Here is a 23,425-nt window from a genome sequence, read left to right as displayed (position 1 = left end):
CGGTCTTGCGAACCGTCAGCCCAGCGCCGCTCTCTCGGTTTCTGCAGCATGCGGGCCGCACACCACACCTCACCGGACGTGCCTTCCCATGAAGTCGAGGATCAGGCGTGCAATCTCGTCCGTCTTTTCGTCGAGCGCGAAATGACCGGCGTCCAGCAGGTGAACCTCCGCGTCGGGAAGATCCCTCTTGAACGCCGTGGCGCCTGGGGCCACGAATGACGGGTCGTTTGCGCCCCAAGCCACAAGGGTCGGAGGCCGGCGCTCGCGGAGCCAGGCCTGCCACGTCGGGTAAGATGCAACGTTGGTTCGATAGTCGTACAGCAGCGCCGCCTGGATCTCGCGCTGCCCGGGTTGTGAAAGGTGGGCGAACTCGTCGGTCCACGTGTCCGGATTGTAGCGCTCCGGATGGGCGCTACCCGCCGTGTGGCGCTGCTCTGTCGCGGCAAGCGACAAGAAGGCGTCGAGCACCTCCGGATGGCCCTTCGGGTTCGCCCAATATTGCGCGATCTGGGACCACTTCGGGCCGAGCCCTTCCTGGTAGGCATTGCCGTTCTGGGTGATGAGCGCCTGCAGCCGCTCCGGATGCGTCAGCATCATCCGGAAGCCCACCGGGGCGCCGTAATCGTGGATGTAGAGGGTGTAACGGTCGACCTTCAGACTCGTCAGAAGGTCATTCATCACCTGCGCAAGATGGTCGAAGGTGTACGCGTATGCCGAGACCACCGGTGCGTCGCTGTGACCAAATCCCGGGAAGTCAGGAGCGATCACATGATAACGAGGGGCCAAAAGAGGGATGAGCGTATCGAACTCGCGCGACGACGACGGAAAACCGTGTAGCAAGACAATCGTCGGGGCATTGGCAGGCCCGGCTTCGCGATAGAATATACCGGTCCCGTCGACCTGCACGCGGTGATATATCGTGGTCTGGGTGGTCGATTCCAGCGGTCCAGCATAGACCGGCGTGGCGAGAGCAAGCGCCACCGATGTCACGGCGGCCGCGGCGGCCAAGCGGCCCTTTATGCGATCGAATAGTCTTTTGGTCATAGCGAAACTCCACGCGAATCCGCGTTTGCGCTTTGGCGCTCTTGGAAAATGAAGGCCGTCAGAAGCCCAGGTCGGTGAGGCCCGGGTGGTCGTCCGGGCGACGGCCCAATGCCCAGCGAAACCGCCGCTCAGCCTCGGCGATAGGCTGTTCGTTGATGCTCGCGTATCGAACGGCCATCAGGCCGTCGGCGTCGAACAGCCAATTTTCGTTGCCGTAGGCCCGAAACCACCGGCCACCATCGTCGTGGTATTCGTAGGCAAATCGGACAGCGATACGGTTGCTGGTGAATGTCCAAAGCTCCTTGATGAGCCGATAATCCAGCTCGCGCGACCACTTCCGAACGAGGAAATCCTCGATCTCCGTACGGCCGACCGGAAACTCGGTGCGGTTTCGCCACCGGCTATCAGGCGTGTAGGCGAGTACCACGCGGGCCGGGTCACGCGTGTTCCAGGCATCTTCGGCGGCGCGAACCTTCTGGATCGCTGTTTCCTCGGTAAAGGGGGGTATCGGTGGACGGCTCATGTTCATCTCCTGGCGTTGCTTCGCATCGATCTGGCCAGGCGACCTCCGCTCCGACCGTAGATTGCCTCAATTCATCACCGCCCGCCCGGTCACGGAGACCCGAGCGGGCGGGGTTTATGGCTTCAGACGAGTTTTGATTCCCCGCCATCGACCCGAAGGGCGGTCCCGGTCATCCAATGGCTCTCCGGCGCGAACAGGAAAGCTATAGTATTGGCGATATCATCGGGCTCGCCATAGCGAGCGATCCCGATCTCGACCGCAAACTTCTCCGTCGCCTCGTCGAGCCCCAAACCATGCGTATCCGCATATCCCTGCAGCATGGACCGCCGGCGATCGGTCATGACCGAACCCGGAAGGATTGAGTTCACCTGGATCCCGTCCTTGATGCCGCGATCGGCGAATGTCTTGGCGAGTGCGACGATCGCAGCATTGATGGTTCCAACGGCAGCGAGCGAGGCCTTCGGAGTGTAAGCCGATGTTCCCGACGTGATGACCACCGAACCCCGCGACGCCTTCAGCGCATCCCATGCAGACATGGTGAGACGACGCGCGGAGTGGAACTTCAATGCGAGGCCGTCGTCCCATTGTTCGTCGGTCAGCGCGAAGAGGTCGGCCTGGGCGACCGCGCCGGCGATGCAAGCCAACGCGTCAATACGTCCGAAATGTTCGAGCGTTGCCTTGACGACCGCACCGCTTGCTTCGGGCTCCCTCAGGTCATGGGACAGCGCGAGTGGTTCGGCACCGGCCGAGCGAACGAGGTCGGCGGTCTCTCCCAAGGATTCGGCCGAGCGGGCGACAAGCGTCACCGCCGTGAAATCTCGCGCCAACCGGATGGCCGTGCCGCGGCCGATGCCCCTGCTGGCGCCGGTGACGATCGCGACCCGGCTCATGACCGAGCCCCTTCCACAGCCAGGGTGTCGATGTACTGACGAAACCGCGCGATCTGCCCATTCTTGATTGTCCAGACGTGCGCGTAGCGAGCCCGAGCTTCTTTGCCCGTCGTTACGTGTGTGCCGGTGAAATCACCGAGAGACACCACCGTGTCGCCGTCAACGATGAATTCTGTCGGGACCAGCGAATGCTGTGACCACTCCGCCATCAGCGGCTTAAAAATTCCATCGACGATGCCGACCAGGCCAGGGCCCTTGACCTTGTAGTGCCACATGGTCGTCCATTGGATATCCGGAGCGATCAGGTCGAGGACGCCGGCGACATCACCGGCAGCAAGCCTCTCGTAGAAGCTGCGAACGATTTCTTCGGGGTTTTGCATGTCAGTCTCCTAGGGCGGTCGCGATGCCGCCATCTCATTGGTCCAAAGCAGGGGCGCCGCAAAAGCGACGCCCGGCGCGCAGTGACGGTCTCAGCCGACGTGCTTGGCGAGGAATTCGCGCATCGAGGCGCCGATCTCAGCTGCGTGGGTTTCCAGCGCGAAGTGTCCGCTGTCGACGAACCGCACGTCCGCTGACGGAACGTCGCGCTTGAAGGCCTCCGCGCCCGGCGGGATGAAGAACGGATCGTTCTTCCCCCAGACGGCCAGCACAGGCGGCTGATGCTTGCGCAGATAGGCCTGGATCGTGTCGTACAGCGCCACGTTCGACTGGTAATCGAGCAGGAGATCGAGCTGGATTTCATCGTTGCCCGGCCGAGACAGGTAGAAGTCGTCGAGATTGCGCCCGTCGGGCGACACGAGGCTCGGGTCTGCGACACCATGGGTATATTGGAACAGCGTTGTCTCAGGAGCCAGGAAGCCCCGCAGCGCATCGCGATTGGCCTGGGACGGATCGTTCCAGTAGGCCTGTACCGGAGCGAAGGCACTGGATACGCCCTCAAGGTAGGTGTTGCCATTCTGGGTGACGATCGCAGTGATACGCTCAGGATGCTTGACCGCCAGGCGGAAGCCCACAGGAGCGCCGTAGTCAAAGACGTACAGGGCAAACTTATTGAGACCGATCACCTCAGTGAAGCGAGCGATCACCTTGGTAAGATTCTCGAAGGTGTAGTTGAACTTGTCCCGCGACGGCTGCTCGGTCTGGCCGAAACCCGGCAGATCGGGAGCGACGACGTGATATTTGCCGGCGAGTTCAGGGATCAGATCCCTGAACATATGGCTGGCGCTCGGGAAGCCGTGCAGTAGCAGGACAGTCGGTAGGCATGCGTCGCCGGCTTCGCGGTAGAAGAGCTTGAGGCCGTCAACATCGGCGGTCTTGAAACGTACAGTCATGGTCTTTCTCCTTATTGAGGGTGTGCGATAGGTTTCACAGGCGCGCCTTTGCGCCTGTGCTGTTGAGGTCAAAATGTCAGGGTCGTCAGGTTGGCCGACGAGCACCAATTCTTGGGAAGTCGATTTCCGTCCTCAGCGCCTCGTTGACGAAATTGGTGAAGACGTTGAGAGCGACATGCGCGATGATCTCAACGATCTGGGCGTCCGAGTATCCGGCCCGTCTCACGCCGTCGACATCCTGTTCCGTTACATGCCCGCGCTCGCGGACAAGTTTCCTCGCGAACCCAAGAGCCGCATCGACGACGATATCGTTTGATGCGCCATTTCGGTTTGCCGTGATCTCGATGTCATCGAGCTTGCCGAGTTTGCGAACCCGAAAGGTCTGGGCAGACAAGCAGTAATCGCAGCCATTCGCCTCAGCCACCGTCAGCGCGATCCGCTCAGCGACGAGGCTATCCAAAGCGCCGCAATCAAGCGCGGATTGGAAGCTCAGCACCCCTTGAAGCGCGGCCGGGCTATTGGCAACAACGCGATAGAAGTTCGGGACGACGCCGAGCCGACCTTTGACCTGCGCGAGCAGCGGTCGAGACTGCGAGGGCGCTTCATCCACACTGGGCCTCGGTATCTGCGACATTGGATTGTTCCTGACCACGTTCATTCGATTTAGCTGACAGAAAAGAAGTATCGCCTTCCACATTCTGCGATTAGCCACTAAGATTGAAAGCCATACTTCCGCTTTACGAGAGGCTTTATGGATCGATTTGAGGCCATGCGAACCTTGGTTGCCGCCGTGGATGGCGGGAGCCTGACGGCCGCCTCACGCGTCTTGAATATCCCGTTGCCGACGGTCAGCCGCCGTGTTTCCGACCTGGAGACTATGCTTGGCTCGCAACTGGTGGTGCGCACAAGCCGGAAGTTGCTCCTGACCGAAGCCGGATCGGCCTATGTCGCCTCTGCTCGCCGCGTACTTGATGAATTGGCTGAAGCCGAACGGGCCGCCTCGGGCGAGTACCGGGCGCCGCGCGGGGAGCTGCTGATTACCGCGCCGATCATGTTCGGCAAAATGCACGTTGCTCCGGTAATCCATGATTTTCTTGGCGCCTATCCCGAGGTCACGGTCCGGCTGGCCCTGACCGACGGCGTAGTCGATTTGGTTGAATCCCATGTCGACGTCGCGATTAGGCTCGGTAAGTTGCCGGACAGCGCTCTTGTCGCTAAGCGCGTCGGCGAGGTTCGTTGGGTGACGTGTGCAAGTCCTGACTACCTAGCTCGACGGGGTTCGCCTTCGTCTCCGGACGAACTGGCCGAACACGACTGCATCGCCTACGAGGGGCTGGAGCTATGGCGGGATTGGACCTTCGCCGGTCCCCTCGGCGAACATACGGCGATCATTCGTCCACGTTTTTCCGTAAATACGGCTGACGCTGTGATCGCCGGCGCTGCCGCTGGCCTCGGCATAGCCTACATTATTTCCTACCAGGCAGCTGACAGTGTCCGTGACGGGGTCCTGGTGCCAGTCTTGCGCGATTGGGCGCCGCCGCCTTTCCCGGTACAGATCGTGCATACGCCCCGTCCGCACCAGCCTCTGAAACTCAGGGCGTTCCTGGAATTCGTCGCGCCCCGGCTGCAACAGCGGCTACGCGCCATCGGACAGATATACGAGCAGGATGATGGAGCAGTTGTCAGCCAAAGGGCTTAACTGAAAAACGGACGTTATCTCGCTTCCGCCTAGGGCCACGCTGGGCCTTATGTTCACCGCTTGGTCCGGTCACACGTCAGAAGGAGCGGGCAGCCTCATCGAGGCTGCCCGCTCCCCGCGGTGGCGGCGACAGGCGGGCCGATCCCGCTAGCCTCGCATGCCTGCCGCAATCGCCTTCATCCGGTTCGGTGTGTCACCCATCAGCTCGCCCATCTGGGCCATCACGGAATAGCGGATGTGGGTCGGAGCGGTATGCGCATTGCCCGCATTGAACGGTGGGGCCGGCTCGTATTCCAACGCAAGCTGAACGCATTGGGCTGCATCTTCGCCACGCAATTCCGAAATCAGTGTGAGGGCGAAGTCGGCGCCGGCCGTCACGCCTCCACCGGTGATAATATTACCATCACGCACGACCCGTGACTCGTCGGGGATCGCTCCGAAGTCGGGCAGAAGGCTCCGCCACGCCCAGTGGCAAGCTGCCCGGCGCCCCTTAAGGACGCCTGCGGCGCCGAGGATCAACGAACCTGAGCAGACCGAGGTCACATAGGTGGCCCCGTCCGCCAGGCGACGAACCGCAGCCATGAAACGCGCGTTTTCCATCATATGGATGGCGCCCAGCCCCCCAGGCACGCAGAGAACGTCGCACGTCTCAATGGCTTCAAGATCCGCCAACTCTCCAAAAGACAGGCCCTGCGAAGTCACTGGGTCGCCGCCAAGCGATGCGACTACGACCTTGATGTCGGGGATCATCGTCAGAAACTGATGCGGAGCTGTGAAGTCGAGCTGCGTGACTTCGTCGTAGACGGGAATGACAACTGTAGTCATGGAAGTTCTCCTCGAAGAGGTTGGGGTTCATTCACAGTGGAGTCAGGGTTAAGGCAGTGGTTGCTGGTCGTCAGATTCAGCGCCGTAATTGGTCTCGACGACCGGGAAGTCGATCTCAGTCTTGGCGACGGTATTCAGCAGATTGGTGAAGCCGTTTTGAGCCACGACCGCGACGATTTCGACGATCTCGGCATCGTCGAAGCCTGCACGCTTCACGGCTGTGATGTCTTCGTCGCTAACGCGGCCACGATGTCTGGCCACCTTCGCAGCAAAGTTTACCGCTGCGTCAGCGCGTAGATCCTTCGATGCGCCTCTACGATTAAGCGCAATCTCTTCCGGAGCCAGTTTCGCGAAGTTGGTGGCGATGTAGCTGTGTGCCGACAAGCAGTAATCACAGCCATTCACTTGTGCGACCGCGATCGCGATACGTTCCCTCGTCTTGACGTCGAGAGCCTTGGAAAGGCCCGCCTGAAGTGCTGTGAAGGCTTCCAGCGCGGCGGGGCTGCTGCCGAGCAACCGCGCTTCGTTGGGCACGACGCCCAATGTTCGATAAACGGAATCCAAAATTGGCTTGCTGGCGGCTGGCGCGTCGTCACGAGCTGATATTCTGAGGCGTGGCATTGAAATGCTCCGAGTGGCAATGCGTCCGTTCGCAGCCAGCGCTAGTCGTCTCTAAGGGTGCCCCAGCCGAACACGCGTCCCTCAAAAGAGGCACGTGTGGCCGGCCGGTGGCATCTGGTTGAAGGGTGTCGCCGCTGCTTACTGGACGTTCGTCAGGTACTTCTCGAACGGAACAGACGCGCTCTTACGGGTCTGAAGCGGCGGGAAGGTCGCGTCGATCTCGGTCTTGAAGGTGTTGTTGAAGATGTTGGTGATGAAGCTGAACGCGGTCTCGGCGACGATGTCGACGATCTCAGCCTCACTGAAGCCAGCGGCTCGAACCGCCTCGACATCTGCGTCCGAGATGTGGCCGCGACCAGTAGCAACCTTGTAAGCGAACTGGAGCGCAGCGTCGGCCTTGGGGTCGGTCGAGTGACCTTCGCGGTTCAGTTCCATGTCTTCAGCGCTCAGGCCCTGGAGCTTGGCGCCGAGATAGGTGTGCGCCGAGAGGCAGTAGTTGCAGCCGTTCACCTCGGCGGTCATGACGTGGATGCGCTCGCGGGTCTTGTGGCCGAGGCTCTTGCCGAGCGCTGCATGCATATCTGCGATCGCCTTCAGCGCGTCCGGCGACTGTGAGATCATTGCAAAGAAGTTCGGGACGAGGCCGAGCACCTTCACGTAGTTCTGAAGGATCGGCTGAGACTTGGCGGGGGCTTCGTCGATGGTGGGGATTGCGATGCGGGCCATTTTCATTCTCCTTTGTTTCCGAGCCACCTCGGCTTCGGTGAGGAGAATATGCGGCATTACATTCCATCGAATAATGCACCGATTTCAAGAGTGTAACTTCCACCCAGCGTAAGGTTCGCCATCTTGCCTTTCACTTCAGCTTAGACAGAACCGAGCGTAACTGGTTGGCCGCAAAGTCGAGGAACACCCTCATTTTAAGAGGCAGCATTCCGTGTGCCGCGTGAACAAGGTGAACCGGTATGGGGGCCACATCGAATTCCTGCAACACTTGAACGAGCGAGCCGGCTCTCAGCTCGTCGGCACAATGATAGCGGAATACTCGCGTCAGGCCGGTGCGCCGCAGCGCCGCCTGGATCGCCGCCTCTGCTCCTGTAACCGATAGCCGAGGCGTGATGTTAACCTCGAACTTCTGCTTGGACTCTGGGTCCTGAAACGACCAGGTGGTCGTCGACGGGCCCGCAAACACGACGCAGGGAAGTGCCTCTAGATCTTTAGGATGCTTCGGTACGCCATGAGCGGCGAGCAGGTCCGGCGATGCGCAGACTAGGGTGTCCATGGAGCCGACACGGGTCGCGATCATGCTGCTGTCTGGCAGTGCGCCGAGCCTGACCGCCATGTCGACATGGTCGTCGTAAAGGTGAAGGTTCTGGTCGGAGAGGAGCAGCCGAACGTTGATCTCTGGATACGCAGCGAGGAAGTCGGTCACGATCGGCAGAATATACATCTGTCCGAACAGCATCGGCGCCGTGAGAACCAGTTCGCCGCGTGGCGTCGTATATTCGCCCGACGCGGCTCGCTCGACTTCGTCTATATCCTCCATGATGCGCCTGACCCCGCTCACATAGTTTTCACCGGCGTCGGTCAGCGTCAACTTTCTGGTGGAACGTTGAAGCAGCTTGGTGCCGAGATAGGCCTCCAACTCGCTGACCTTCCGACTTACAGTCGGAAGCGGCATGTTCAGCGCCTTCGCCGCAGCCGTGAGGCTACCTTTCTCCACCGTCAGCAAGACGATCGACATCGCCTCCAATCTATCCATCGCTCCTTCCGCCCTTTGGAAATCAGTTGGGGTCAGGCGGCACATTATTCCTTTGAGCGGAACATCGCAATTGATCGGCAGCCCACCCCAGTAGAGAGCGCGGGCAATATCCTGCTTCCGCTTTGCGGAAGTGAGACTGTCAAAATCCCCGTCTTATCCGTCGCGGTCCAATGCGCAATTTTTGGCGACGCAACTCAATTGCCACCAAAATGAAAGCGAAAGATAGTGTCTCACGAAAACAATCAGGCCGCCGCAGCCGATGACGAGTTAAAGCTGGACAACCAACTCTGCTTCGCCCTCTACGCGACGGTTCACTCCTACAACAAAATATACAAGCCTCTGCTTGATCCCATGGAGCTAACCTATCCGCAGTATCTGGTGATGCTGGTGCTGTGGCAACGCGACGATCTGACCGTTAAGGAATTGGGGCAAAGGTTGCTGCTTGATTCCAGCACCTTGACGCCGCTGCTCAAGAGGCTAGAGACGGCTGGTCGTGTCCGACGCACGCGCGATCTGGAAGACGAACGGCAAGTCCGCATTACCCTGACCAGCGAGGGGCGCGCCCTAAAGGACTTGGCAGCTCCTATCCCGCAAGAGATCAACCTGGCCACGGGGCTTGGGGCGCAGCGCATCGCAAGTCTGCGGGCGGAGCTCAACATCCTCCGAGCCGGACTCGAGACCGGACTTGGCGGCGACGCGGCGTCGAAGAGCTGAGGGTAAATGGCTGCCTTTTGCTAATGTCGGCGGGATCGGCGGCGCCTCAGTCCTGGAGCCGTCGCATCGACCAGCGTAGCACCCGACCCGCTCGGACCGGGTGCGGGATCGCCGTATCCTACCGCTGATACCCGAGTTGTTGTCGCTTTATCCCGCCCTTCAGGTGGATCTCGTTCTTTCGGATTTCGTGCGAGACATGGTGGAAGATCGTATCGACCTGGCGATCAGGGTAGGGCCTGTCGAAGACTCAGACGCGGTTGTCCGCCGGGTGGCGGTCACGCCCCTCGTTTGTGTCGGATCCCGTCGCTATTTCGAGAAGCATGGGATGCCGAAGTCCCCCGCAGACCTGAGTGAGCACAATTGCCTTTTATACGGTGGCCTAACTGAATTGGCGAAATGGCCCTTCGCAGGTCCGGAAGGACGTTTCAGCGTGCCCGTTCGCGGCAACTTATCGTCCAACAGTGTCGAAACGATCCGGGCTGGAGTTCTAGCCGGCGTCGGAATTGGCCTCTTCGCCAAGGTCTCGCTCGCCGATGAGCTCAATCATCCTGACGTGATCACGATACTCGACGACTTTCTCGACGACGTCAGAGACATCAGCCTCGTCTGGCCGAAGCGTCGGTTCGTGCCGGCACGCGTGCGCCGCGCGACCGACTTCTTTGCAGCAGCCGTTCCGCAGCGCCTCTAGCCCAAGCCGAAGTAACGCCGATCGGCGCTGGTGCATCGATCGCAGTGCGAGCGGAATCCGGTCTTTGATGCTGCGGCTATGCGGTAGCTTTTCCGCACCGGACGGATTTCGGGCGTGCACATGCCAGCATTCGATTGAGGACGGTGCAGCCGATGGCAACTTCCGTCTGCTGTGCTGCGAATGAGCGAGCTCGCAGTCGGCGGCCAATGATCAACTTGTAACGACAGATCGCGGTCTCGACCAGTGATCGTCTCCCGTAGCCGGTCGCGACCTGCCACTTCATCCGGCCATCGGCGTTGATCGCCGCAATGTGTCGGTCTCGCTGACTTGGGCAATCACTGTTTGGTCGTTCCAGTGCATTGGCGCGGGGTGGAATGACCACCGCCGCTTCGGGACTGTGCCTGGTGACGGCGTCGTAGGTCGGGTTGCCGTCATAGGCTCCATCGGCAATGAATTGCCCGATCGGCATGCCGATCTGGTCAAGCAGCGGCTCCACCTGCGAAGCGTCGGCGGCATCCTGGTCCGTCATGACGTGCGCGATGATATCGCCGCTGTCGGCATCGAGTGCCAGGTGTAGTTTGCGCCAGTTGCGACGAGATTTGGCGCCATGCCTTTCCTCCAGCCACTGGCCCGCCCCGTAGATCTGCAACCCTGTGCTATCGATCAGGACGTGGACAGGCCCTTTTTCAGGGATATGATTACTTGGCCGTTTGTCCGGAACTGTCGACTTACTGGCCCGACGGCTCAGCGTCGTGTGATCGGGAGCAGCGAGCTCCAGGCCGACCAGTTTCAGCACGGAGGTCAAGAAGCCTTCCGTCTGACGCAGCCGCAGGCCGAACACCAGCCCCAGCGTCAGGGCAGTTTCAATCGCCAGATCGGAATAGCGCGGCTGTCCACCGCGCGTCGTCCGCTTCGACGCCTGCCAGGACGACAAGGCCTCCGGCGTTATCCAAAGTGTAAAGCTGCCACGCCGACGAAGGCCTGCTTCGTATTCCGCCCAGTTCGTAACCTTGAACTTCATCTTGCCGATACGATGGCGACGGGAGGCATTGTGTTTGAATGGCATCGTTGATGGAGACCGGTTATTGCGATTGCCGATCACCTACGACAACGCCATTAACGATCCGCGCACCAACGCCGCTCGGGACGGAAAGCTTGACCCCGTGATCGGTCGCGACGAGGAGATCCGGCGCACGGTCCAGGTTCTGTCGCGCCGGACCAAGAATAATCCTGTCCTGATCGGCGAGCCGGGTGTCGGCAAGACTGCGATCGTCGAGGGGCTGGCGCTTCGTATCGTCAATGGCGACGTGCCCGAAAGCCTGCACAACAAGAAGCTTCTGGCGCTCGACCTCGGCGCTCTGATTGCCGGCGCGAAGTACAGGGGTGAGTTCGAGGAGCGGCTGAAGGCCGTTCTGCAGGAGGTTACCTCCGCGGAAGGCGGCATCATCCTGTTCATCGATGAAATGCATACCCTGATCGGTGCGGGGAAGACCGATGGCGCCATGGACGCCTCCAACCTGCTTAAGCCGGCGCTGGCGCGTGGCGAATTGCACTGCGTCGGTGCTACCACGCTGGATGAATACCGCAAGCATGTCGAGAAGGACCCGGCGCTGGCGCGGCGCTTCCAGCCGGTCTTCGTGCCGGAGCCGAGCGTTGAGGATACCATCTCGATCCTGCGCGGCCTGAAGGAAAAATACGAACTGCATCACGGCGTCAGGATTTCGGATGCGGCGCTGGTGGCGGCAGCCACCCTGTCCAATCGATACATCACCGATCGTTTCCTGCCCGACAAGGCGATTGATCTCGTCGATGAAGCCGCAGCGCGCCTGAAGATGCAGGTCGATTCGAAGCCGGAAGAACTGGACACGATCGACCGCGATGTCATTCGTCTGAAGATCGAGCAGGAAGCGCTGAAAAAGGAGAATGACAAAGGATCGAAGACCCGGCTCCAGGCGCTGGAAAAGGAACTGGCCGACCTGGAAAAGAGATCGGCTGACCTGACATCCAAATGGCAGGCGGAAAAGGGCAAGCTTTCCGATGCGCAGAAGATCAAAAGCGAGCTTGAGCAGTATCGCACCGAGCTTGCGAATGCACAGCGCAAAGGCGAGTTCCAGCGCGCAGGCGAGCTTTCCTACAGCACCATCCCGGAACTGGAAAAGAAGCTTGCCGCCATCGAGGCGAGCGAAACCTCCTCGATCAGCGAGACGGTAACCGCCGACAGCATCGCCCAGGTTGTATCGCGGTGGACCGGCGTGCCGGTCACCAAGATGATGGAGGGTGAAAAGGATAAACTGCTTCACATGGAGGAAAAGCTCGGCGAGCGCGTCGTCGGCCAGGCGCAGGCTGTGCGCGCGGTATCGACCGCCGTGCGCCGTGCCCGTGCCGGTTTGCAGGACCCCAATCGTCCGATCGGCTCCTTCATGTTCTTAGGGCCGACCGGCGTCGGCAAGACCGAACTTGCCAAGGCTCTTGCGGAATTTCTCTTCGATGACGAAACCGCGATGGTTCGTATCGATATGTCCGAATTCATGGAGAAACATTCGGTTTCGCGGCTGATCGGCGCGCCTCCCGGTTATGTGGGCTATGATGAAGGCGGCGTATTGACCGAAGCCGTCCGCCGGCGGCCTTACCAGGTGGTTCTCTTTGACGAGATCGAGAAAGCGCATCCGGATGTCTTCAACGTCCTGCTTCAGGTGCTTGACGATGGGCGCCTGACTGACGGCCAGGGCCGGACTGTCGATTTCCGCAACACGCTGATCATCATGACCTCGAATATCGGCGCCGAATATCTCGTCAACCAGCCGGAGGGTGAAAAGACGAGTGTGGTTCGTGAAGAGGTCATGGCGATGGTCCGCGTTCATTTCCGTCCGGAATTCCTCAATCGCATCGATGCAATCATCTTGTTTCACCGTCTCCAGAAGACCGAGATGGGCCGCATCGTCGACATTCAGTTCGCACGCCTCAAGAAGCTTCTCAGCGATCGAAAGATAAGCCTGTCGCTCGACACGAAGGCGCAGAACTGGCTTGCCGAGAAGGGATGGGACCCGGCTTTTGGGGCGCGCCCGCTGAAACGGGCCATTCAGCGCTACGTCCAGGATCCTCTCGCAGAGTTGCTTCTTGGGGGAGAGATCCATGATGACTCGACCGTGAAAATATCCGTCGGGAAAGACGGGCTCACTTTCGATGGGAAGGCCGTCAAGATCATGGATGAGGAAGAGTAGGACGTCCGCCGGGTACCATTCTCGTTTAACTACGCTGTTTCAAGTGCAACCGACTGGGCCCCAGTCCACCACCAAAGGAGAAGAAGAGTGACAAGTCATCAAATCAAAAAGGGAATGGAAGTAATTGGCGCCGATGGCGTCCATGTCGGGACCGTTGATGAACTGGAGGGTAATCGCATCAAGCTCATCAAAAGCGACAGCGGCGACGCTTTTCACAAGGGGAGGCATCATCATTACATCGAACTTGGTTTCGTCGCGGGCGTGGAAGGGGACAAGGTTCGCCTTTCCGCGAACGCCGATATTGCCGTGACGCTCGAGGAAGAGCGGTCAGGCCGTCCCGTCCCGGAGAATGAGTGATCGCGGCTTTTGATCGATTGCCTCGTGGCGGCTGCCCGGGGCGATCGATCGCAATGAGGCACGCTTGATTATTGCAGGACTATTGTGGCGCGAAGCCTATTCGTGAGGACTATCTCATTGTCGAGGGCGGTGCTCTTGCCGGCACAGGCGCGCGCTCCTACAAATTGAGGTAGAAATCCCAAGACCAAAAACTGTGTGCGTTAATGTCATTCCTCACCCTGATGCCAGGCGCGACATTTGAAAGATTTAACGGACGGATTATGGTGGCAGACGAAACAAAACCAATCCCACAGCCTGTTGTTGCCCGCCTGACGCGCGCGGCGATTTTTCTGGTTCTGACCATCAATCCCGGCCCGGACAACGAAAGAGCCGTACGATCGCTGTGCGCCGATCTTGGCGGACTGCTTCGCGCGGTTGGGTTCCGCGATCTGGAGGGCAGATTATCCTGCGTGATGGCCTTTGGATCCGACGCGTGGGATCGCCTGTTTGAGGGGCAAAGGCCGAAAGATCTGCACCCTTTCAAGGAAATCCACGGTGTGCATCACGCGGTTTCCACTCCGGGCGATGTGCTCTTTCACATTCGCGCTGCCCGCATGGATCTCTGTTTCGAGCTCGCGATGGAGATCATGTCGCGGCTTGGAGATGCGGTGGCAACCGCAGATCAGGTCCAGGGCTTCAACTATTTCGACGACCGCGATCTGATCGGTTTTGTCGATGGGACGGAAAACCCGGTCGATCAGGCAGCGGTCGATGCCGCGATCATCGACGACGAAGACCCGGCCTTTGCCGGCGGCAGCTATGTGATCGTCCAGAAATACCTGCACAACCTGAACAAATGGAACGCTATACCCATCGAAGTCCAGGAGGGTATCGTTGGCCGCAAGAAATTCTCCAACGTCGAGCTCGATGACAGCGTCAAACCGAGCTACGCACACAATGCACTGACGACGATCGTCGAGAACGGCGAGGAGCTCGATATTGTCAGGGATAATATGCCCTTTGGCGATGTCGGGAAGGGTGAATTCGGGACCTACTTCATTGGCTATGCCCGATCCCCGGCGCGTATGGAACAGATGCTCGTCAATATGTTCGTCGGCCGTCCGCCGGGAAACTACGATCGTCTGCTTGACGTCAGCCAGGCGATTACCGGCAGCCTCTTCTTCGTCCCGTCGGCAACCTTTCTTGACAATGTCGAGCCCGATGCAACCCCTCCACCGGTTGCCGAAGCTGCTTCCACAGTTCAATCAGACAATACGAACTCCGCTCCCCGGAATGAAAATACGGACGGCTCCCTCGGGATCGGTTCCCTAAAGAAAGAGGTTTGACATGGACAATCTTCACAGACACCTCGCACCTATCTCGGCCAAGGCATGGGAGCAGATCGAGGAAGAAGCGAAGAGGACGCTCAAGCGTCACCTAGCCGCACGGCGTGTGGTGGATGTCGACGGTCCGAAGGGCGCCGAATTTTCCGCCACCGGCACGGGGCACCTTAAACAGGTTACGAGCCCGGGCGAGGGCGTCCAGGCCTCCCTGCGTGACGTCAAGGCGGTTGTCGAGCTGCGCGTTCCCTTCGAACTTTCGCGATCCGCGATCGACGATGTCGAGCGCGGATCGGAGGATTCCGACTGGTCGCCGGTCAAGGAGGCCGCCCGCAAGCTGGCCTTCAGCGAAGACCGCGCCGTCTTTGACGGCTTCGCCGTGGCCGGCATCCAGGGAATTCGTGAGGGCAGCAGTAATACTGCCCTGAACCTTCCTCCGAGCCTCAAGAACTATCCCGATGTCGTTGCGAAAGCTGTCAGCCAGTTGCGTCTCGCGGGCGTTCAAGGTCCGTATGCGCTGGTCCTTGGCGAAGAAGAATATACCGCCGCAAGCGGCGGAAGTGACGAAGGCTACCCGGTGTTCCATCATATCGAAAAGGTTGTCGATGGCGGGATCATCTGGGCGCCTGCAATAAAAGGCGGCTTCGTCCTGACGACCCGGGGCGGAGACTTCGAGCTCGATCTCGGCCAGGACATCTCCATCGGCTATCTCAGCCATTCGGCGACGGCAGTCGAACTCTACTTCCAGGAAAGCTTTACCTTCCGGATGCTGACCGCCGAAGCGGCGATCGCTTTGCTGCCTGCGCAGGCTGAGGGGGGCAAGAGCGCGTAGGCGACTGCCAAGGGCGGATGTGACTATGGAGCGGCTTGCCTCCTCCCGGGTTTTACGAGGCAAGCTATCCTCGCTCAATGGATTTTCGCGGGGCAGAAAGCGGCGGCCGATGCACAGGCATGACCCATGCAGGATGACATCCATCCGCAGTCTTCAAAGCATCAGAGAAGGATCGATTCCACCGGCACAGGCATTTCCGGAAGATCTTCCTCTCCCAAAGCCTCTCTCAAGGTAATTTCGATCGACTTGGCGATCGCAGCAATCGGCAAGTCATTGGGCATGGTCCCAAATGGCGTCTCCAATTCATCCCCAAGAGCATCAAGCCCGAAAAATGTGTAGGCGATGATGCCGGCGGCCAGCGGCGTAATCGGTCCGAGCATATTGGCGAGACCGAACGGCAGGAGGAAGCAGAAGAGGTAAGCTGTTCTGTGAAGCAGAAGCGTGTAGCCGTAGGGAACCGGCGTATTGCGAAGGCGTTCGCAGCCAGCGATGACTTCGTTCATGCCCGAGATCGTGCGGTCGAGGATGCTAAATTCAATGTCCGTGAGGTAGCCTTTAGCGGAAAGGGCGGCGAGACATTCACCCATCAACTGCAGGATATAGTTGGGCGAATTGAATGCTTTGAGGAGCCTGGCTCTTTCTTCATTCGAGAGCAGGGTTTCGACATTATCGCCTAACCGATCTCCGTAACGCAGGTGGCGTACCAGATCCTCGACAAGGACGATGTTCAGCCGGATCAGCCGTTCACGCTCTCTGGTCGCTTGATCGCCGCTCTGCAGCAAAATGATCGTCTGACGGGCGAGATCGCGGCTATGTGCGATAAGATGACCCCAGAGCCTTCGTCCTTCCCACCAGCGGTCATAGCAGGCGTTGTTGCGAAACCCGAGGAAAATGGAGAGTGTGAGGCCGATCAGGTAAAATGGAGCCCCGTCGACCAGCGGAACCAGCGCGGGGTGTCGCGTGTGCGCCCAGACGACGATCGCCGACATGAACATGACGATGAGGACGCGGGGATAGATGCGTCTGATCACCGATCCTCGAATCTCAAGGAAGAGACGGAGCAGGTTCGGGGTTTCTCGGACGATCATGTCTTACCTGACTGCCATGGCCTGATTGCTGTGGAATTGCGTTTTGCGGCGAAGACGAGTGACTTCACTGCAGCAAGGGAGAGCGAAACATCTCGCGTCTCGCACCAGGTTCGCTCTGCAAGAACCGTACCATTTCGGTTGGATAGCATTGTCAAAGGCTTAGCAAGAAGAACCCACCGCAAAATGGACAAATTGTCCCTGGGGGCGAGACAAATTGTCCATGGAAAACAAGGAGATAACGTGTTCTACTGGCAATAGTGATACAGCGGCGGAGTGTGGGCTATGAGTGACAAGAAAGCGGAGTATAAAACCTATCACCATCCGGCGGGTGGATGGGGGGCCGCGGCTGCGACAGCGAAAGTGCTGCTGGAGCAAAGTGTCGTGACCAAGGGGTCGCGCGCGCTCCTTGCCATGAACCAGCCTGGTGGTTTCAAATGTCCAAGCTGCGCCTTCCCGGATGCTGACTGCAAGAAGACGCTCGAATTCTGCGAAAACGGTGCCAAGGCACTGGCGCATGAAGCGACCAAATTCCGGGTCACGCGGGACTTCTTCGCCAAGCACACGGTCTCCGAGCTCATGGAACAGTCGGACTACTGGCTCGAGATGCAGGGCCGTTTGACGGAGCCGATGCGCTACGACGCCGCGACAGACAAATATGTGCCCTGCGACTGGGACACCGCCTTTGCAACGATTGGCAAGCATCTCAGATCGCTCGAGAGCCCGCATCAGGCCGAATTTTATACTTCGGGGCGCACACCGAACGAAGCGGCCTTCCTCTACGCCATCTTCATCCGGGCGTTCGGCACCAACAATTTCCCGGACTGCTCCAACATGTGCCATGAGCCCACGAGCCGCGGTCTGCCGCCTGCGATCGGCGTCGGCAAGGGCACGGTGATTCTCGAGGATTTCGAACATGCCGAGGCGATCTTCGTTATCGGCCAGAACACCGGCACGAACTCGCCGCGCATGATGACGAATCTCGTTGAAGCACGAAAGCGCGGCGTTCCGATCGTCGCCGTCAATCCCATGCCGGAACGTGCGCTGATACGCTTCACCGAACCTCAGGATATGATCCAGATGGCGACATTCGGCTCCACTCCGATCGCCAGCGAATTCGTCCATATGAAAATCGGCGGCGACCTCGCTTTCCTCAAAGGCATCATGCGCGTGATGTTCGAGCGCGAGGCCAAGGGCCAGACGATCCTCGACCATGACTTCATCGCCAGGCACACGGTTGGTCTCGACGCCATTCGCGACGAGGTGATGACCCATGATTGGCCCGAACTTGTCAGGGCGTCGGGACTGGATGAAGACCAGATCCGCCGTTGCGCCGAAATTTATATCCGTTCGAAAGCAACGATGATCTGCTACGGCATGGGGCTCACCCAGCATCAGGATGGGTCGCGTCTGTTGCAGCAGGTCGCAAATCTGTTGCTGCTGAAGGGCAATTTCGGAAAGCCGGGAGCGGGCATTTCACCGATCCGCGGACACTCGAATGTCCAGGGCGATCGTACAGTCGGGATCGATGAAAAGCCGACGCAGGACTATCTCGACAAAGTCCGAGACGTTTTCGGCTTTGAGCCGCCCCGCGAGCACGGCCATCATACGGTTGAATCGGTGGAGGCGATGGAGAATGGGACCGCCAAAGTCTTCATCGGCATGGGTGGAAACTTTGTTCGCGCGATCCCCGACACCGAACGATCCTACGCGGCAATGCGCAATCTGGCGCTGACCGTCGGCATCACCACCAAGCTCAATCGCGGCCATATTGTACATGGGAAGGAAGCGCTCATATTGCCGGTCATCGCCAGATCCGAGTGGATCCGTACGTCGCACGGCGAACAGTTCGTAACAATCGAGGACTCCATGTCGAACGTTACGGCCTCGCGTGGCGTGCTGACTCCGGCCGGCGAGCACCTGAAGCCGGAGGTGGAGATCGTATGCCGCATGGCCATGGCGACGCTTCCCGACAGCAAGATCCCGTGGGCGAGCTATATCGAGGACTATAACCTTATCCGTGACAAGATCGCCGCCGTCTATCCCGAAATCTATACCGACTTCAATGAGAAGATCAAAAATCCCAAGGGCTTCCACCTGGACGTTCCGCCGCGCCGGCTTGTCTGGCCGACACCGAACGGCAAGGCGAACTTTCTTCTGCTGCCTGGCCTGGAAGTGAATGCACCGATCGCGGACCCGGCTATGCTGAGGCTTGCGACAGTGCGTTCACACGACCAGTTCAACACGACCATCTACAGCTACAACGATCGCTATCGCGGCGTCTATAACGACCGCATGGTCCTGTTCATGAACGAGGACGATCGGAAGCAACGCAACCTCGAAGCGGGCGCACGCGTCTCTTTGGAGACGATCACTGAAGACGGCGTGCAGCGTCGGGTCGATGGTCTCACGGTGCTTGACTATCCGATGCCGCGGGGCTCGGTTGCCGGCTATTACCCGGAGCTCAACCCGCTTCTTCCGCTCGAATATTACGACAAGATCAGCGGTACTCCGGCAGCGAAGTCCATCCCTGTCAGGGTATTGGCTGCATAGTCAACTATCAGGAGCAGGCACTTTCGAACCGATCTTAGCCAGGGAGACGGACGTTGTTTGAGAACCTAGATGCGGTGATTTTAGCGAGAGCCCAGTTCGCATTCACTGTCTCGTTCCATTTCATGTTTCCGGCCTTTTCGATCGGGCTTGCGAGTTTCCTCATGGTGCTCGAGGCGCTCTGGTTGCGAACGGGAGACGGTGTCTATGCCAATCTCTACCGCTACTGGCTGAAGATCTTCGCGGTCGTCTTCGGCATGGGCGTGGTCTCCGGTGTGGTCATGTCCTATCAGTTCGGCACCAACTGGTCCGTATTCTCTCAAAAGGCAGGGCCTATCATCGGTCCGCTAATGGCCTATGAGGTCCTCACGGCATTCTTCCTCGAAGCCGGATTTCTGGGGGTCATGCTCTTCGGAATTAACAAGGTCGGCAAAGGGTTACACTTCTTTGCCACGTGCATGGTGGCGCTCGGAACGCTCATTTCGGCAACGTGGATCCTCTCGGTCAACAGTTGGATGCACACGCCGACCGGCTTTGAGATCAATGCGAACGGACAGTTCGTGCCGGGAGGATCATGGCTGGCGATCATATTCAATCCGAGTTTCCCTTATCGCCTCGTGCATACGGTGCTGGCAGCCTACCTGACGACGGCCTTTGTCGTTGGCGGTGTCGGAGCATGGCATCTGCTCAAGGACTATTCCAATCGCGGGGCCAGGAAGATGTTCTCGATGGCGATGTGGATGGCCGCGATCGTCACGCCGATCCAGATTTTCGCCGGAGACGCCCACGGTCTCAACACGCTGGAACATCAGCCGGCCAAGATCCTCGCAATGGAAGGCCACTATGAAGCACATGCCGAAGGCGCCCCGTTGATCCTCTTCGGCCTGCCGAGCAATGAGGAAGCGCGGGTACGCTACGAGATTGCCATTCCGCATCTCGGATCGCTGATCCTCAAGCATGATCCTTTCGCGCCGATGCAGGGACTGAACGACTTTCCGCCTGATCAGTGGCCACCGGCTCCTATCATCTTCTGGTCGTTCCGCATCATGGTGGCTCTCGGATTTGCGATGCTCGGCATCGGCCTGTGGAGCCTTCTCGCCCGTTACAGACGGAAGCTCTACGAATGGGTTTGGCTGCATCGCGCCGCCGTGTGCATGGGGCCGGCGGGATTTGTCGCCGTAATCGCGGGATGGGTCACGACTGAGGTCGGCCGTCAGCCCTTCACCGTCTACGGGCTGTTGCGCACGGCGGACTCCCATTCGCCGCTTGCTGCCCCGGCCATCGCGGTTTCGCTTCTGGCCTTTGTGATCGTTTACTTTTTTGCCTTCGGATCGGGCATTTTCTATCTGCTGCGGCTGATGTCCAAGCCACCGGAACCGCATGAAGGCGAGCCGCCCCAGGTGCCGCAGCGCGCAGCCGGCATCACGCCCGCCCCAAGTCTCGGCGCCGCGCTGCCTTTGGAGGATTGATCATGACCGAATATCTGGATCTCACCATCGTCTGGGCCATGATCATCGGTTTCGCGGTCTTTGCCTATGTCGTCATGGATGGTTTCGACCTTGGGATCGGCATATTGTTCCCGACATTTGCTGTGGGCGATGAGCGCGATCAGGCGATGAACTCGATCGCGCCCGTCTGGGACGGTAACGAGACCTGGCTTGTGCTTGGGGGAGGAGCGCTCTTTGCGGCCTTCCCGCTCGCCTATGCGATCATTCTGCCGGCTACCTATCCGCTTGTCATCGCCATGTTGCTGGGATTGGTGTTTCGTGGTGTGGCGTTCGAGTTTCGTTGGCGTCATCCCCGGCATAGAGCATTCTGGGATGCTGCCTTTTCCCTCGGGTCTCTGGTGGCTGCGTTCTCGCAGGGCATCATGCTGGGCGCTATCTTGCAGGGAGTCCATGTTGAAAATCAGGCCTATGCCGGCGGGTGGCTCGATTGGCTTAGCCCCTTCAGTCTCCTCACCGGTGTCGCGCTGGTGATCGGATATGCGCTGCTCGGGGCTTCATGGCTGGTCTGGAAGACGGAAAGCACCAGCTTAGCCCATGCCCGCAAACTGGCCTTCTGGCTCGGTGTCGCAACGCTTGTTTCGCTTGCGGCGGTGAGCATTGCCACTCCCTTTCTCACTTACGACTATTGGCGCCGCTGGTTCGCCATGCCGGGAGTGTTGTTGACGGCGCAGGTTCCGCTTCTCGTCGTGATTTCCGCTGCCCTATTTTTCTGGAGCCTCAAGCGCGGCATGGAGCGGGTGCCGTTCGTCATGGCGCTCGCGATCTTCCTGCTGGGGTTTGCCGGGCTCGGTATCAGCATCTATCCCTATATCGTGCCGCGGTCCGTAACGATATGGGATGCCGCTGCACCACCGCAAAGCCAGTGGTTCATGCTGGTCGGAGCGATGATCATCATCCCGATCATCCTGATCTACACGGCCTGGGCCTATTGGGTTTTCCGCGGTAAGGCGGGCGTGCACGGATATCACTGATGCCGGCTGAAACCTCTTCGATCTGGAAGCGCCTTGGGTGGATGATCGCGATCTGGGCTGCCAGCGTGATGTCCCTGGCTGTCGTCGCGTTCCTGCTTCGGCTCATCCTGAAAACTGATAGCTGACCTGTGCGGAAGTTGGCCGAACCCTTGTGGAAGTGTTTGCGTGGATGACGATTTGACGACTTATCTGAGGAGTTGCTCTACCGGTGATAGCAGCGTGCCGATTAGTCCCGACGCGGCCGCGGCCAAGGCAGTTGCACTCGTCCTGCCAGTAATGAAAACGGAGCACCTCGAGCTTTTGGCCGCAGCGGGTCGAATATTGGCAGAGGCGCCCGTAGCTGAAACCGCAGTGCCACCGTTCGACAATTCGGCTATGGATGGTTATGCGATCAACGCCGGCGAATTGATTGGCTCCGGTCCGTGGACAGTGCCGATTATCGGTACGGTTGCCGCGGGTACAGTTATCCGACCAGAATCAGGCCCTTGCCGAGCCATCCGCATCCTCACTGGAGCAGCCCTTCCACCAGGCTTCGATACGGTCGTCATGCAGGAACGATGTGAGCGCACGGGCGATACCGTGACTATCTTCGAACGGCCTCGACCCGGACAGAATGTCAGAAGGGCAGGGGAAGACGTTGAGAAGGGACAGACTTTGCTCGAAATTGGCGATGTGCTGACGCCTGAGCGCCTGGCACTTCTTGCTGGAGCTGGCGCTGCGAGTGTCGAGGTGTTCCGAAAAATTCGCGTCGCTGTCCTATGCACGGGATCTGAGCTAAGGACTCCTGGCACGCCACTCGGGGACGGCCAGATCTATAATTCGAACGGGATTCTTGTCAGCGCAATGTTGCGGGAACATGCGTGGATCGAGGTGGAAGAGATCGGCATCGTTCGAGACAATCGACAACTGATAACAGAGATCCTTCAAAAGGCCGCACGGAACTACGACGCGATTATCACCACTGGCGGCGTCTCCGCGGGTGACGAGGATCACGTTGCGGCCGCGGTGATTGAAAGCGGCGGCTCGCTGGATGTCGTGAAGGTCGCGATGCGGCCCGGCAAACCCCTCAAGATCGGCCGCATCGGGATCAGCCTTTTTGCTGGTCTGCCCGGGAATCCGAATGCAGCGCTGGTCTGCCTGCGATACATCGTTTTCCCTGCCTTGCGCCAAATGGCAGCCATGCGCGAATTCGACACACAATGGTTTCCCGCACTCTCGGCCTCTACTTATCCCAAGAAGGTGGATCGAACTGAATTCGTGCCGTTTCGTATCGCGGGCTACAATCCGAATGGCCTTCCGCTTATCGTGTTTCTGGGACAAGGCTCATCCGCCAGCCTTTCGGCGATTGCAATGGCTGAAGGCTTTGCCCGATTGCCAAGCGAGCTCCCGGCAATGGAGCCGGGTGTTCGGATTGACGTGAACTTTTTCAGGCGCAGTTAGTGTGGCGATTGAAATCGAGCCTATGTGATTTCCCGATCGTTTCGA

Annotated in this window: 23 protein-coding genes and 1 pseudogene; 12 read left to right on the top strand and 12 right to left on the bottom strand. The window is 59.2% G+C overall.

Annotation, left to right across the window (positions count from 1 at the left end):
• Nucleotides 1-69: 69 nt before the first annotated feature.
• The 6 genes from ACYJRZ_RS27210 to ACYJRZ_RS27185 form a co-directional block, all read right to left on the bottom strand.
• Complete coding sequence (locus ACYJRZ_RS27210) at nt 70-1,044, bottom strand: alpha/beta fold hydrolase (RefSeq protein WP_459463916.1); 975 nt, start codon at nt 1,042-1,044, stop codon at nt 70-72.
• Between the two features lie 58 nt (nt 1,045-1,102).
• The gene (locus ACYJRZ_RS27205; RefSeq protein WP_459463914.1) at nt 1,103-1,567 is read right to left on the bottom strand and encodes a nuclear transport factor 2 family protein; all 465 of its coding nucleotides are present in this window, start codon (nt 1,565-1,567) and stop codon (nt 1,103-1,105) included.
• Nucleotides 1,568-1,689: 122 nt separating this feature from the next.
• Nucleotides 1,690-2,457, bottom strand: coding sequence for an SDR family oxidoreductase (locus ACYJRZ_RS27200; protein ID WP_459463912.1), 768 nt, complete (start codon nt 2,455-2,457; stop codon nt 1,690-1,692).
• Complete coding sequence (locus tag ACYJRZ_RS27195; protein ID WP_459463911.1) at nt 2,454-2,837, bottom strand: nuclear transport factor 2 family protein; 384 nt, start codon at nt 2,835-2,837, stop codon at nt 2,454-2,456. The genes ACYJRZ_RS27200 and ACYJRZ_RS27195 overlap by 4 nt, the downstream gene beginning before the upstream one ends.
• Nucleotides 2,838-2,927: 90 nt before the next feature.
• A complete protein-coding gene (locus ACYJRZ_RS27190; RefSeq protein WP_459463909.1) occupies nt 2,928-3,788 on the bottom strand; it encodes an alpha/beta fold hydrolase in 861 nt (286 codons plus the stop codon).
• A gap of 85 nt (nt 3,789-3,873) precedes the next feature.
• On the bottom strand, nt 3,874-4,422 hold the full coding sequence (locus ACYJRZ_RS27185) for a carboxymuconolactone decarboxylase family protein (protein WP_459463907.1): 549 nt from the start codon (nt 4,420-4,422) through the stop codon (nt 3,874-3,876).
• 117 nt (nt 4,423-4,539) lie between these two features.
• On the opposite strand from ACYJRZ_RS27185, the gene ACYJRZ_RS27180 reads away from it, so the two are divergent.
• Nucleotides 4,540-5,487, top strand: a complete 948-nt coding sequence (locus ACYJRZ_RS27180) for a LysR family transcriptional regulator (protein ID WP_459463905.1) — start codon at nt 4,540-4,542, stop codon at nt 5,485-5,487.
• 147 nt (nt 5,488-5,634) lie between these two features.
• Here the strand turns inward: ACYJRZ_RS27180 and ACYJRZ_RS27175 are convergent, their stop codons facing one another.
• From ACYJRZ_RS27175 to ACYJRZ_RS27160, 4 genes are all read right to left on the bottom strand, one after another.
• Nucleotides 5,635-6,312 (bottom strand): DJ-1/PfpI family protein, encoded by a 678-nt coding sequence (locus tag ACYJRZ_RS27175; RefSeq protein ID WP_459463903.1) that lies wholly within the window; start codon nt 6,310-6,312, stop codon nt 5,635-5,637.
• A gap of 48 nt (nt 6,313-6,360) precedes the next feature.
• A complete protein-coding gene (locus tag ACYJRZ_RS27170; protein WP_459463901.1) occupies nt 6,361-6,933 on the bottom strand; it encodes a carboxymuconolactone decarboxylase family protein in 573 nt (190 codons plus the stop codon).
• Between the two features lie 138 nt (nt 6,934-7,071).
• Nucleotides 7,072-7,659, bottom strand: coding sequence for a carboxymuconolactone decarboxylase family protein (locus ACYJRZ_RS27165; protein WP_459463899.1), 588 nt, complete (start codon nt 7,657-7,659; stop codon nt 7,072-7,074).
• Between the two features lie 130 nt (nt 7,660-7,789).
• Complete coding sequence (locus ACYJRZ_RS27160; RefSeq protein ID WP_459463897.1) at nt 7,790-8,695, bottom strand: LysR family transcriptional regulator; 906 nt, start codon at nt 8,693-8,695, stop codon at nt 7,790-7,792.
• A gap of 225 nt (nt 8,696-8,920) precedes the next feature.
• Here ACYJRZ_RS27160 and ACYJRZ_RS27155 point away from each other — a divergent pair, with 225 nt between their 5' ends.
• Complete coding sequence (locus ACYJRZ_RS27155) at nt 8,921-9,409, top strand: MarR family winged helix-turn-helix transcriptional regulator (RefSeq protein WP_459463895.1); 489 nt, start codon at nt 8,921-8,923, stop codon at nt 9,407-9,409.
• Between the two features lie 100 nt (nt 9,410-9,509).
• Nucleotides 9,510-10,097, top strand: coding sequence for a substrate binding domain-containing protein (locus ACYJRZ_RS27150; RefSeq protein WP_459463893.1), 588 nt, complete (start codon nt 9,510-9,512; stop codon nt 10,095-10,097).
• 76 nt (nt 10,098-10,173) lie between these two features.
• On the opposite strand, the gene ACYJRZ_RS27145 is transcribed toward ACYJRZ_RS27150, so the two are convergent.
• Complete coding sequence (locus ACYJRZ_RS27145) at nt 10,174-11,163, bottom strand: IS5 family transposase (protein WP_459463891.1); 990 nt, start codon at nt 11,161-11,163, stop codon at nt 10,174-10,176.
• Nucleotides 11,164-11,227: 64 nt separating this feature from the next.
• Here ACYJRZ_RS27145 and clpB point away from each other — a divergent pair.
• The 4 genes and pseudogenes from clpB to ACYJRZ_RS27125 form a co-directional block, all read left to right on the top strand.
• Nucleotides 11,228-13,318 (top strand): annotated as a pseudogene (gene clpB / locus ACYJRZ_RS27140) (ATP-dependent chaperone ClpB); the annotation flags it as partial.
• Between the two features lie 114 nt (nt 13,319-13,432).
• Entirely contained in the window at nt 13,433-13,675 is a 243-nt protein-coding gene (locus ACYJRZ_RS27135; protein WP_459463957.1) for a DUF2171 domain-containing protein, read from the top strand.
• A 260-nt stretch (nt 13,676-13,935) separates the two neighbouring features.
• A complete protein-coding gene (locus ACYJRZ_RS27130) occupies nt 13,936-15,000 on the top strand; it encodes a Dyp-type peroxidase (protein ID WP_459463889.1) in 1,065 nt (354 codons plus the stop codon).
• A gap of 1 nt (nt 15,001) precedes the next feature.
• Nucleotides 15,002-15,826 carry a family 1 encapsulin nanocompartment shell protein gene (locus tag ACYJRZ_RS27125; protein ID WP_459463887.1) on the top strand — a complete coding sequence of 275 codons (825 nt, stop codon included), beginning with the start codon at nt 15,002-15,004 and terminating at the stop codon, nt 15,824-15,826.
• A 161-nt stretch (nt 15,827-15,987) separates the two neighbouring features.
• On the opposite strand, the gene ACYJRZ_RS27120 is transcribed toward ACYJRZ_RS27125, so the two are convergent.
• A complete protein-coding gene (locus tag ACYJRZ_RS27120) occupies nt 15,988-16,914 on the bottom strand; it encodes a bestrophin family protein (protein ID WP_459463885.1) in 927 nt (308 codons plus the stop codon).
• 282 nt (nt 16,915-17,196) lie between these two features.
• Between ACYJRZ_RS27120 and ACYJRZ_RS27115 the strand changes: the two genes are divergently transcribed.
• Genes ACYJRZ_RS27115 through ACYJRZ_RS27095 form a run of 5 tightly spaced genes read left to right on the top strand, consistent with a single transcriptional unit; the run spans nt 17,197 to nt 23,380 of the window.
• Entirely contained in the window at nt 17,197-19,464 is a 2,268-nt protein-coding gene (locus ACYJRZ_RS27115; protein WP_459463883.1) for an FdhF/YdeP family oxidoreductase, read from the top strand.
• 53 nt (nt 19,465-19,517) lie between these two features.
• Entirely contained in the window at nt 19,518-20,930 is a 1,413-nt protein-coding gene (locus tag ACYJRZ_RS27110) for a cytochrome ubiquinol oxidase subunit I (RefSeq protein ID WP_459463881.1), read from the top strand.
• A gap of 2 nt (nt 20,931-20,932) precedes the next feature.
• Nucleotides 20,933-21,940: a cytochrome d ubiquinol oxidase subunit II gene (cydB, locus tag ACYJRZ_RS27105; protein ID WP_459463879.1), complete on the top strand. Its 1,008-nt coding sequence runs from the start codon at nt 20,933-20,935 to the stop codon at nt 21,938-21,940.
• The gene (locus ACYJRZ_RS27100) at nt 21,940-22,065 is read left to right on the top strand and encodes a DUF2474 domain-containing protein (RefSeq protein WP_459463877.1); all 126 of its coding nucleotides are present in this window, start codon (nt 21,940-21,942) and stop codon (nt 22,063-22,065) included. Before cydB ends, ACYJRZ_RS27100 begins: the two co-directional genes overlap by 1 nt.
• Before the next feature lie 40 nt (nt 22,066-22,105).
• Nucleotides 22,106-23,380 (top strand): molybdopterin molybdotransferase MoeA, encoded by a 1,275-nt coding sequence (locus tag ACYJRZ_RS27095; protein ID WP_459463875.1) that lies wholly within the window; start codon nt 22,106-22,108, stop codon nt 23,378-23,380.
• Nucleotides 23,381-23,425: the final 45 nt, after the last annotated feature.

The organism is Rhizobium sp. No.120 (genome assembly GCF_054558365.1).
Note: the sequence above shows the minus strand (reverse complement) of the source record. Positions and strands in the feature narration are given on the sequence as shown.